This window comes from Mycobacterium sp. P4_H6, from assembly GCF_056400845.1.
In genome coordinates this window covers 1-10,710 of record NZ_JBFUKN010000137.1, presented here as the reverse complement: position 1 = coordinate 10,710, position 10,710 = coordinate 1, and the positions used below count along the sequence as shown (strand labels likewise).

The 10,710-nt window shown below is 67.2% G+C and carries 11 protein-coding genes; 8 read left to right on the top strand and 3 right to left on the bottom strand.

Annotated features, from left to right (window positions below; all coding sequences use genetic code 11):
• The 3 genes from AC1DTF_RS31060 to AC1DTF_RS31050 form a co-directional block, all read right to left on the bottom strand.
• On the bottom strand, positions 1-272 hold a 272-nt coding region (locus AC1DTF_RS31060; protein ID WP_477476848.1), incomplete at its 3' end, for an MFS transporter.
• A 113-nt stretch (positions 273-385) separates the two neighbouring features.
• The gene (locus AC1DTF_RS31055) at positions 386-727 is read right to left on the bottom strand and encodes a 4Fe-4S dicluster domain-containing protein (protein WP_057166008.1); all 342 of its coding nucleotides are present in this window, start codon (positions 725-727) and stop codon (positions 386-388) included.
• Positions 724-2,322 carry an FAD-binding protein gene (locus tag AC1DTF_RS31050; RefSeq protein WP_477476847.1) on the bottom strand — a complete coding sequence of 533 codons (1,599 nt, stop codon included), beginning with the start codon at positions 2,320-2,322 and terminating at the stop codon, positions 724-726. The genes AC1DTF_RS31055 and AC1DTF_RS31050 overlap by 4 nt, the downstream gene beginning before the upstream one ends.
• Before the next feature lie 153 nt (positions 2,323-2,475).
• Here AC1DTF_RS31050 and AC1DTF_RS31045 point away from each other — a divergent pair, with 153 nt between their 5' ends.
• The 8 genes from AC1DTF_RS31045 to AC1DTF_RS31010 form a co-directional block, all read left to right on the top strand.
• On the top strand, positions 2,476-3,534 hold the full coding sequence (locus tag AC1DTF_RS31045; RefSeq protein WP_057165903.1) for an ABC transporter substrate-binding protein: 1,059 nt from the start codon (positions 2,476-2,478) through the stop codon (positions 3,532-3,534).
• Positions 3,512-4,225: an IclR family transcriptional regulator gene (locus AC1DTF_RS31040; RefSeq protein ID WP_477476846.1), complete on the top strand. Its 714-nt coding sequence runs from the start codon at positions 3,512-3,514 to the stop codon at positions 4,223-4,225. Before AC1DTF_RS31045 ends, AC1DTF_RS31040 begins: the two co-directional genes overlap by 23 nt.
• A gap of 90 nt (positions 4,226-4,315) precedes the next feature.
• Complete coding sequence (locus AC1DTF_RS31035) at positions 4,316-5,281, top strand: TauD/TfdA dioxygenase family protein (RefSeq protein WP_057165901.1); 966 nt, start codon at positions 4,316-4,318, stop codon at positions 5,279-5,281.
• A 91-nt stretch (positions 5,282-5,372) separates the two neighbouring features.
• Positions 5,373-6,440 carry an ABC transporter substrate-binding protein gene (locus tag AC1DTF_RS31030; RefSeq protein ID WP_477476845.1) on the top strand — a complete coding sequence of 356 codons (1,068 nt, stop codon included), beginning with the start codon at positions 5,373-5,375 and terminating at the stop codon, positions 6,438-6,440.
• The gene (locus AC1DTF_RS31025; protein ID WP_477476844.1) at positions 6,437-7,267 is read left to right on the top strand and encodes an ABC transporter ATP-binding protein; all 831 of its coding nucleotides are present in this window, start codon (positions 6,437-6,439) and stop codon (positions 7,265-7,267) included. Before AC1DTF_RS31030 ends, AC1DTF_RS31025 begins: the two co-directional genes overlap by 4 nt.
• Positions 7,260-8,126 carry an ABC transporter permease gene (locus tag AC1DTF_RS31020; protein ID WP_477476843.1) on the top strand — a complete coding sequence of 289 codons (867 nt, stop codon included), beginning with the start codon at positions 7,260-7,262 and terminating at the stop codon, positions 8,124-8,126. Before AC1DTF_RS31025 ends, AC1DTF_RS31020 begins: the two co-directional genes overlap by 8 nt.
• Before the next feature lie 28 nt (positions 8,127-8,154).
• Positions 8,155-9,501 (top strand): LLM class flavin-dependent oxidoreductase, encoded by a 1,347-nt coding sequence (locus tag AC1DTF_RS31015; protein WP_477476842.1) that lies wholly within the window; start codon positions 8,155-8,157, stop codon positions 9,499-9,501.
• The coding region (locus AC1DTF_RS31010) for an MFS transporter (protein WP_477476841.1) at positions 9,498-10,710 on the top strand (1,213 nt) is incomplete at its 3' end. The genes AC1DTF_RS31015 and AC1DTF_RS31010, both read left to right, overlap by 4 nt.

Below are 10,710 nucleotides of genomic sequence, written 5' to 3'. Positions count from 1 at the left end.
AGCGTCGGCAGCGAGGTGCTCAGCGCGCAGCCCACCGAGGCGAGGGTGAACACCACGATCGCGGCCAGGAAGACCCGCCGAATGCCGAACCTGTCGGCCATCCATCCGGTGGCCGGAATGAGCACCGCCACGGTGACGAGGTACGCCGAGATCGCCACGTTCACATCCACGGCCTCGACGCCCAACGACGAGGCGATCAGCGGGATGGCGGGCGTGATGATCGTGGCGTCCAGGATCTCCATGAAGAACGCGCCGGCCACCAACAAGGCCATGCCCCGGGGGAACGGCGGCGGGCTCTGGGGCTCTGACACTGCAGGAAATCTAGTCGACCCTGCGCCGTACGCACATTCAGTAACGGTGGGCGTTACCGGATGTGCGCACGTCACTAGGAGATCAGCGGCAGGGTGCCCGGTTTGAGGGCCGGACCGACCGCGGTGCTGGCGCCGGACACCCGACCCCGGCCCCAGCCGATACGCTCCCGATAGCTGCCCAGTAGGCCGCGGCGCACCAGGTCGGGTTCCTCGATTCCTGCTTGCGGGGTGACGAACGGGGACACGAACAGCGCGTCGACGGGGCAGTTGGCCTCGCACTGGAAGCAGGTCTGGCAGTCGTCCTGCCTGCTGATCACCGGAACTCCCGCCGCATCACGATCGAACACGTTCGTCGGGCAGACCGCGACGCATTTGTCGCACGAGATGCAGCGTTCGGTCGAGACCAGTTCGATCATGAAGCCACCCGCCATCTCGCCGCGCTRTCGGACCGCACCCAGATGTCATCGAGCCCACCGGTGATGAGCCGGTGATGTTGGGCCGGATCCTGCTCGGGGTGGTCGAGCCGCTTGGCCATCCCCCGCGTCTCGGTCCGCGTCAGCGCAGTCCGGTACATCCAACGGGCATGCGCGACCATGGCCGCGGCCTGCCTGTTGCGCACCAGTTGCTCACCGTCACCAGCCAGGGAGCCGCGCACATCGCCCCAGATCCCATCGATGACACCGAGCGCGTCGGTCAGCACCGGCCCCCGGCGCAGATAGTTCTTGTCATACGGCAGCACCTCGCGCTGCAACGCCGTCACCACCTCGCGGTGATCCGCAGCACGCGCGCCGGACTGCGGACGGATCCCCGCGGTCCCCACACCGGAGACCCGGCGCGCAGCCGAGGCCGGACCGAGCGCGCGGGCATATCTCGCCGCACCGCGGCCGGCCCAGTTGCCCGACGAGATCGCCCAGGCGGCGTTGTGGCTGCCACCGCCGGTGAACCCACCGCAGATCAGTTCACGGGTCGCGGCGTCACCGGCCGCGAACAATCCGGGCACTGTTGTCGCGCACTCGTCGTCGACGATGCGGATGCCGCCGGTGCCGCGCACCGTGCCCTCGGCCAGCAGCGTGACCGCGAAACGCTGGGTGAACGGGTCGACACCCATCCGGTCGAAGGTCAGGAAGAAGTTCGGCTGCGCCAGCCGCATCGCGGCACGATTGTCCGGATCGGCACGGTCCAGTTGGCAGAACACTCTGCCCTGCAGAAGTTCTGTGGCGATCGGTGACCGGTTCTGTCCGCTCGCCCCCTCCAGCACGGTGCCGTCTTCCCGGTAGAAGGTGGCGAAGTGGTAGAACGCCGTCTTGGTGACCGAGGTGCCCTCGGGGGCGATGCCGTAGGCGTTCGAGAACTCCATCCCGGACAGTTCGGCGCCGGCCTCCACGGCGAACAACGTTCCGTCGCCGGTGTTCACATCGCACCCGAGCGCCTTGGACTGGAAGGCACATCCGCCGGTGGCCAGCACCACGGCACCGGCGCGCACCCGGTAGTCCTGCTTCTCGTGCCGCCGATAACCGGCCACCCCGGCCGCCGCTCCGTCGGCGTCGACCAGCAGTTCGGTGACCGGGCTGTGGTCGAGGATCCGAACACCGGCCCGACGCAACAGAATACGCATCCGGCGCATGTATTCCGGGCCTTGCAGCCCGTTACGCAGTTGCCTGCCATCGGGTCCCACCGGGAACGGGAACCTCGCGTCATCGGCGAATTCGTTGATCCGGTTGTAGGTTTCGTCGAGCACCCGGTTCGCCCAGCGATGATCGGCCAGGTGGCCACCCAGACCGTCGCGGCTGGCGATGGCCTCGGCACGCAACTGCGGATCCGGCGGGACGTACCAGACTCCGGTGCCCGCCGATGCGGTCGCGCCGCTGGTACCGCAGTACCCCTTGTCGGCGAGCACCACCTCTGCACCGTCGCGGGCCGCCCGCAGCGCCGACCATGACGCCGCCGGTCCCCCACCGGCGACGAAAACATCCGCGGTCAATTCTTCGATATGTGTGCTGGCTTCAGGCACAGCGAAACCCCCTGATAACGAACATGTTCGAGTGCGGGATCGTCTCACCATAGGTGAGGCACCGCCGGATCACCACGGCTGCAATCGCCCCGATTAAAATCGCCGGACGCCGAACGGTTGTCAGTGGGTATCGCTGCTCACAGGATCACTGGAATGAAGTTGCGTGCACTCGCCCTGGCGGTTTCGACGTTGATGATCGCGGGGCTGGTCTCCGCGTGCGGATCGTCCTCGGACACCGCCAGCACCGAAGACGGCAAGACCATCATCCGCTACCAGGGCTGGGCCAGCCAGGTCACCTTCCCCGAACTCGCAGAGAACCTCGGCTATTTCGAGAAGATCAAGCTCAACTGGATCGGCAACACGACCAGTGGCCCGCAGAACATCCAGGCCACCGCCACCGGCGATATCGATGTGGGTGGGGCGTTCAACGGTGCCGTGGTCAAGCTCGTCTCCGCCGGTGCGCCGATCACCTCGATCATCGGCTACTACGGGTCGGACAAGGAGAATTTCACCGGGTACTACGTGCTCGAGGACAGCCCGATCCGCTCCGCCCGCGATCTGATCGGCAAAAAGTTCGGGATGAACACCCTGGGCGCCCATCAGGAGTTCGTGATGCGCGAATGGCTTGCCCGCGAAGGCTTGTCCCCCGAGGAGATCAAGCAGGTGGAGCTCACGGTGGTGCCGCCGGTCAATGCCGAGCAGACCCTTCGGCAGGGCAACATCGACGCGATCGCCTTGTTCGACATCTGGCGTGACGAGGCCGTGGCGCGTGGCGGGGTTCGGCCGCTCTTCACCGACGGGTCATTGTTCGGCGACTTCACCTATGGCACCTACATCGTGCGAAACGACTTCCTGGACGCCAACAGGGATGCGGTGGCCGACCTCACCCAGGGCACCGCCAGGGCGGTCCGGTGGGCCCAGGTCACCCCCCGTGAGCAGGTGATCGCCAAGTTCAAGGAGATCATCAACGCCCGCGGGCGCAACGAGAACGTGGAGAAGACCGAGTACTGGAAGAGCACCGGAGTCGCCGAACCGGGCGGTGTCATCGACCCGAAATCGCTGCAGCTGTGGATCGACTGGCTGGTCCGCAACGGCGAACTCGAGGAGGGCACACTGAAACCCGAGGACTTCTACACCAACGAGTTCAATCCCTACGCCAACGGCACCTACCCCAAGGACGCGGGCCCCGATGGCCAGGCACTCGGCCGGTGAGGCCCCGCCCGGGCCGCAGGTCCTGCACCGGGCCATCGCCATCCTCACCGCCGTCGGGGAGTCCGAGGACCAACTGACGCTGACGTCCATCGCGGCGCGCACCGGGCTGCCGTTGAGCACCGCCTACCGGTTGAGCCAGGCGCTGCTGCACGGCGGGCTGCTGGAGCGTTCCGCAGACGGCGAGTACTACCGGGTGGGCGCCGGGATGGTCGCGCTGGCGGCACCGGCCCTGCACCGACTCAACGTGCAAACGGTTGCCCCGCACCTGTATTCACTGGCCGGCGATATCGGGATCACCGCCAGCCTCGGCATGCCCGAGCACAACGAGGTCGTCACCGTCTGCTCGGGCCGCCCGGCGCAGAAATTCTGCGGCAACCAGCTTCCCGGGTCACGGCAGGCACTCACCGACAGCGCGATGGGGATGGCGATGCTCGCGTTCCACCGCAGGCCCGCGGTGGCGACGCTGGAACGGGTGCGCCGCCGGGGTTACGCCGATACCGTCGGCACCCAGGGTGAGCACGTCCGCGCGATCGCGGTACCGGTTTTCGGTGCGGACGGATTGGTGTGGGGTTCGGTCGGGGTCCAGGCATTGCGCAGCCGGCTCACCGACGAGCTGATCCGCGACATCCTGCCGGTGATTCAGCAGCACGCCAGGCGCATCGGAGCACGGCGGGACATAAGCTCACGCTGATCCTCTCTCACATCGTGAAAGCCGCATTCCCGGTGGGGCCGGCGTTGCCGATCAYGAAGACACAGCCAACAGCCAACCAGGGGGATCATCATGAGCGTCACGATCGAAAAAGACAGCACATCAGCAGATTCCGCCGCGCCACCGCACTTCGCTGCGGTGGCCGGCCATATCGGCGCCGAGGTCACGGGGGTCGATCTGCGCCACACCCTGACCGACGCTCAGGTCGACGCCATCCGGGCCGCGCTGCACCGGTACAAGGTGTTGTTCTTTCACGGCCAGCAGATCGAACACGCCGATCAGATCGCGTTCTCGGCCCGGTTCGGCACGGTGACCCCGTCGCACCCCTATGACGATGAGGCACCGGAGGGCTTTCCGGAGATTCTCGCCGTCGACAGCCGCAAGTACGCGAAGCGATTCGGCAAGGTCAAGTACAGCTACGACAACAAGTGGCACACCGACGTCACCGCACTGGTCAATCCTCCGGCGGCCACCGTGCTGCGCGCCGACATCGTGCCCGAGCAGGGCGGGGACACCCAGTGGACCAACCTGGCCGCGGCCTACAACGGACTCCCGCAGCCGTTGAAACTGCTGGCCGACGGGTTGCGCGCCGAGCATCGATTCGGCGGGCGTCATCCGCAATGGTCCTATGACAGCAGCTATGCCGAGAAGACCCGGTCCAATCCGATCGTCACCGAACACCCGGTGGTGCGCGTGCATCCGGTCACCGGCGAGCGTTCGCTGTTCGTCACACCGGGTTTCACCGCCCGCCTGGTCGGCCTGTCGCCTGCACAGAGCGACCGGCTGCTCGATCTGTTCTTCGACGAGGTCACCAACCCGGCGTACACGGTGCGGCTGCGCTGGCGCGCGGGCACCGTCGCGTTCTGGGACAACCGCGCCACCGCGCACCTGGCCCCCACCGATCTCGACGACGTGCAGACCACCCGGGTGCTGTACCGCACCACGCTGGAGGGCGACATCCCGGTCGGCCCGGACGGGTTGGCGTCCCTGTCCATCGCAGGAGCAGAGTTCCGCGGCGCGGTGGGCGACGGGAACTAGCTCCGCCCTTTGCATTCCGGCAGAGGCAAAAGGTTCAGCGGACGCGAGCCCGCTGCCAGCATGGGCATATCAGATCCAGGGGGACACATCGATGAGACACAGATCCAGCAGAACACTTGTCACCGCGCTCGCGGCGGTGGTGGTGCTGTGTCTCGCCGCCTGCGGGTCGTCCGACCAGGGCACCCAGAACGCCGATGGCAAAACCGTACTGCGGTACCAGGGTTCCACCGGCGAAGTGAAGATGCCCGAACTGGCCGAGGCGCTCGGCTATTTCGAGAAGGTGAAGCTGGAATGGGTGGGCGACACCACCAGTGGCCCTCAGGACATCCAGTCCGCGGCCACCGGTGATGTCGAATTCGGTTCGGCGTTCAACGGCGCCGTGGTGAAACTGAACGCGGCGGGTGCCAACATCACCTCGGTGCTCAGTTCCTACGGTGCCGACGACGCCGAATACACCGGCTATTACGTCCTGGAGGACAGCCCCATTCGATCCGCCCGCGACCTCATCAACAAGAAGGTCGGGATGAACACCCTCGGAGCGCACCACGAGTTCCTGACCCGGGAGTGGCTGGCCAAGGAGGGCCTCTCCAGCGACGAGATCAAGACCGTCGCGCTGACCGTGGTGCCCCCGGTGAACACCGAGCAGGCGTTGCGGGACGGCCAGATCGACGTCGCAGCCCTGAACGACATCTATCGCGAAGGCGCCTTGAAGCGCGGCGGGATCCGTCCGCTGTTCACCGACAAGTCGTTGTTCGGCGCGTTCAGCTACGGCACCTACGTCCTGCGCGACGACTTCATCGCCGACAACCCGGAAGCCTCCGCGGATTTCGTCCAGGGCACCGCCCGCGCCACCCGCTGGACCCAGGTCACCCCTCGCGAGGAGGTACTGGCGAAATTCAGGGAGATCATCCATCAGCGCAAGCGCAACGAGAACACCGCGGCCATCGACTTCTGGCGCAGCACGGGCATTCCGGTGGCCGGCGGGGTGATCGCCGAACGCGAACTGCAGACCTGGATCGACTGGCTGGTGCGCAACGGCGAGCTGGACGAGGGCACGTTGAAGGCCTCCGACCTCTACACCAACGAATTCAATCCGTATGCCAACGGCAGCTATCCCGACGGCAGCGGTCCCGACGGACAACCATTGGCGAAGAAATGACCGGACATCCGAAGCTGAGCTTGCAGCATGTGACCAAGCAGTTCCCGATCCGCGGCGAGGACACCGCTTTCACCGCCGTCGAGGACATCACCATCGATCTGGCCGCGGGCGAGTTCCTGGTGCTGGTGGGCCCCAGCGGATGCGGCAAGTCCACCCTGCTGGATCTGCTCGGCGGCCTGACCGAACCGACGTCGGGTGCCATCCTGCTGGACGGCACACCCGTGACCGGACCAGGACTTGACCGCGGCATCGTGTTCCAGCAGTACGCGCTGCTGCCCTGGCGCACCGCCCGCAAGAACATCGAATTCGGGCTGGAGGCAAAGGGCCTGGGCAAAGCCGAACGTCGGGAACGCGCCGAGCACTATCTGGATCTGGTGGGCCTGCGCAGTTTCGGCGATCGCTATCCGCACGAACTCTCCGGCGGCATGAAACAGCGGGTGGCGATCGCCCGCAGCCTGGCCTTCGACCCCGAAGTGCTGCTGATGGACGAGCCCTTCGCCGCGTTGGACGCCCAGACCCGGGAATCGTTGCAGGACGAGCTGCTGCGCATCTGGGAGACCACCGGCAAGACGATCCTGTTCATCACCCACGGCATCGACGAGGCGATCTACCTGGGCCAGCGGGTCGCCGTGCTGACCTCACGACCGGGCCGGATCAAGAACATCGTGGATGTCGACATCGACCGCAGCGCCGAGGATGTCCGATCCAGCGAGGGTTTCCGGTCGCTGCGCCACCACATCTGGACGCTGTTGCATCACGAGGTCGAGCGTGCCCGCACCCAGGAGCTGACGGCCCCGGCCGACGATAGCGAGGTTGTCCATGTCTAGCGCCATCGCCACCCCGGCCGAGGCCGTTCCCGTCGCCGCGTCGTCACCGGCACCTCCGGCGTCGGCTCCCCCGGTGTCCCGCGGGCTTCGCCGGTCGGTCGGCTCGCTGGCCTGGAAGATCTTCAAACCGGCCGCCGCCATCCTGGCGTTCCTGGCGGTATGGGAGATCGCCCCGCGAATCGGGCTGGTGGACAAGGTCTTCCTGCCCCCGTTCAGCCAGGTGGCCGAGACCTTCATCACGCTGGTCGGCAACGGTCAACTCTGGGAGCATGTGTCGGCGAGCCTGTCCCGGGCCCTGCTCGGCTTCGTCATCGCGGTCGCCGTCGCCATCCCGCTGGGTATCGCGATCGCCTGGTACCGGCCGGTTGCCGAGTTCCTCAACCCGATTCTGGAGCTGTTCCGCAACACGGCCGCGCTGGCGCTGCTGCCGGTGTTCATCCTCATCCTCGGGATCGGTGAGACCTCCAAGGTCGCTCTGGTGGTGTACGCCTCGACCTTCCCGATCCTGCTGAACACCATCTCCGGCGTCCGCACGGTCGATCCCTTGCTGATCAAGTCCGCCCGTTCGCTGGGACTGTCCCCGGTCCGGTTGTTCCAGAAGGTGATCCTGCCGGCCTCGGTCCCGACCATCTTCACCGGGCTGCGGATGGCTGCGGCCTCATCGATCCTGGTGCTCATCGCCGCCGAGATGGTCGGCGCCAAAGCCGGTCTCGGGTATCTGATCACCGCGTCGCAGCTCAACTTCCAGATTCCCGAGATGTACGCCGGCATCGTCACGATCGCGTTGGTCGGGCTCGCGTTCAACGGTGTGATCGTCGCCGTGGAACGGCGGTTGTCCCGCTGGCGGGTCAACAACTAGCGCACCGTTCACCAACCAGAAAGTCAGAATGTCACAGCAGTTGCATCTCAACGCGTTCCTGATGGGTGTCGGCCACCACGAGGCGGCCTGGCGTCATCCGCGTACCGACGCGCGCAACATCCTGAGCGTCGCGCACTTCCAGGAGCTCGGTCGTATCGCCGAGCGCGGCAGGCTGGACTCGGTGTTCTTCGCCGACGGTCTGGCGGTCGGCCCGCGCATCAAGCACAACACCCAGGCCGTGTTCGAGCCGATCACGCTGCTGACCGCGATCGCCTCGGCCACCGAGCACGTCGGCCTTATCGCCACCGCGTCGACCGGATACCACTCGCCCTACACCCTGGCCCGCAGCTTCGCCTCGCTCGATCACATCAGCGGCGGGCGGGCCGGCTGGAACATCGTCACCTCGGCGGGCGCCGACGAAGCCGCCAACTTCGGACTCGACGACATCCCCGATCACGCCGGGCGGTACCGCCGCGCACAGGAATTCGTGGACGTGGCCACCGCCTTGTGGGACAGCTGGGATGACGACGCGATCGTGCTCGACCCCGGCACCGGGGTGTTCGCCGACCCGGACAAGGTGCACAGCATCGACCACGACGGAGATCTGTTCCGGGTGCGCGGCCCGCTCAACTCACCGCGTTCGGTGCAGGGCCGCCCACTGCTGGTGCAGGCCGGGTCCTCGGAGAGCGGCAAGGATTTCGCCGCGCACTACGCCGAGGCGATCTTCACCGCCCAACGCACCATCGACGAAGGGGTGGCGTTCTACCGCGATGTGAAGGCCCGCGCCGTGGCCTACGGTCGCAGCGCCGATGAGATCAAGATCCTGCCCGGCATCGTGGCCTATATCGGCCCCACCGAAGAGGCCGCCCTGGAACTGGAACAGGAGCTCACCGACCTGATCTCACCGGAATATTCGCTGCGCCAACTGTCCAACATGCTCGGAGCCGACCTGACCGCCCATGCGCTGGACGCACCGCTGCCCGCGCTACCACCGATCGAGCAGATTCAGGGCAACAAGAGCCGCTACCAACTGGTGAAGGATCTCGCCGAGCAGGAGTCCCTCACCGTCCGCCAGCTGATCGCCAAACTCGGCGGCGGACGTGGACACCGCACCTTCGCCGGCACCGCCGAGCAGGTCGCCGACAATCTGCAGGAGTGGTTCGAGGCCGGCGCCGCCGACGGATTCAACGTGATGCCGCCCTACCTGCCCGGCGGGCTGGAGGACTTCGTCTCCCAGGTGGTGCCGATCCTGCAGCGCCGCGGCCTGTTCCGCACCGAGTACAGCGGACATACGTTGCGCGACCACTATGGACTGCGCCGCCCGCAGAGCCGATTCGCGCCGGCCGGTCAGCACGCCGCCGAAACGAGCGCATGACCTCCGGGGCCACCCTGCGCCCATTCGTCACCACCGTCTTCATCCCCTCGGCGATCTTCGGTATCGGGCAGGGTGCCGGCATACCGGTAATCGCGCTGCTGGCCCGGGAACTCGGCGCCTCCGTCGGTGTCGCCGGGCTGATCGTCGCGTTCGTCGGCCTGGGCGCGGTGCTCGGCGATCTGCCGGCCGGGCGGCTGGTCGCCCGGTTCGGTGAACGGCGGGCGATCATCGTCGGCTCGGCCATCGGAGCGGCGGGTGTGCTGCTCTCGGCGGCAGCGTGGACACCGGCGGCGCTCGCCATCGGTGCGGTGCTGACCGGACTGTCCACCGCGGTATGGGGGCTGGCCCGGCAGAGCTATCTGGCCGAGGCCGCACCGGCGCACATGCGGGCCCGCGCGATGGCGACCTTCGCGCTGATGTGGCGCCTGGGCATGTTGGTCGGGCCGTTCGTCGGGGCGGGCGCCATTCTGCTGATCGGCCTGCGCGGTGGGCTGGCCGTGCAGTGCGTCGCCGTGCTGCTGTCCGGCTATCTGCTGACCCGGGTGCCCGATCCGCCACGCGCCGGCGATGCGACGCCGGGCGGCATATCGGTCATCAGCGTCCTGACCCGGCACCGGATCCTGCTGTCCACCTTGGGTTTCGGTTCGCTGCTGATGGGCGCGGCTCGGGCGTCGCGCGATGCCGCGCTGCCGTTGTGGGCCGATCACATCGGTCTGGCCGCCGCGACGGTGTCGCTGGTCTATGGCGTCGGTGCCGTGTTCGACCTGTTGTGTTCCTACCCGGCCGGGCAACTGATGGACCGCTACGGCAGGCGGGCGCTGGCGGTACCGTCCCTGCTCATCATCGCGGTCGCCTTCTTCACGCTGCCGTTCACCGACTCGCTCTGGTCGATCATCGTCGCGGCGGTCATCATGGGGATCGGCAATGGGCTGGGTAACGGCGTCATCATGACCCTGGGCGCCGATGTCGCGCCCGCCGCGACCCGGGCCGAGTTCCTGGCCGCCTGGCGGCTCACCCACGACGCCGGGATGTTCCTGGGCCCGTTGTCGCTGGGCGCCGCCGCCATCGTGGCGCCGCTGAGCCTCGGGCTCAGCGTCCTGGGGGTGGTGTCGGTGACGKGGGCGGCGATGATGTGGCGCTACATCCCGCGGTTCGTGCCCTGGCCGCCGACTTCCGCACCCACACCGGCGGTACGCGCCGGTGTGGATG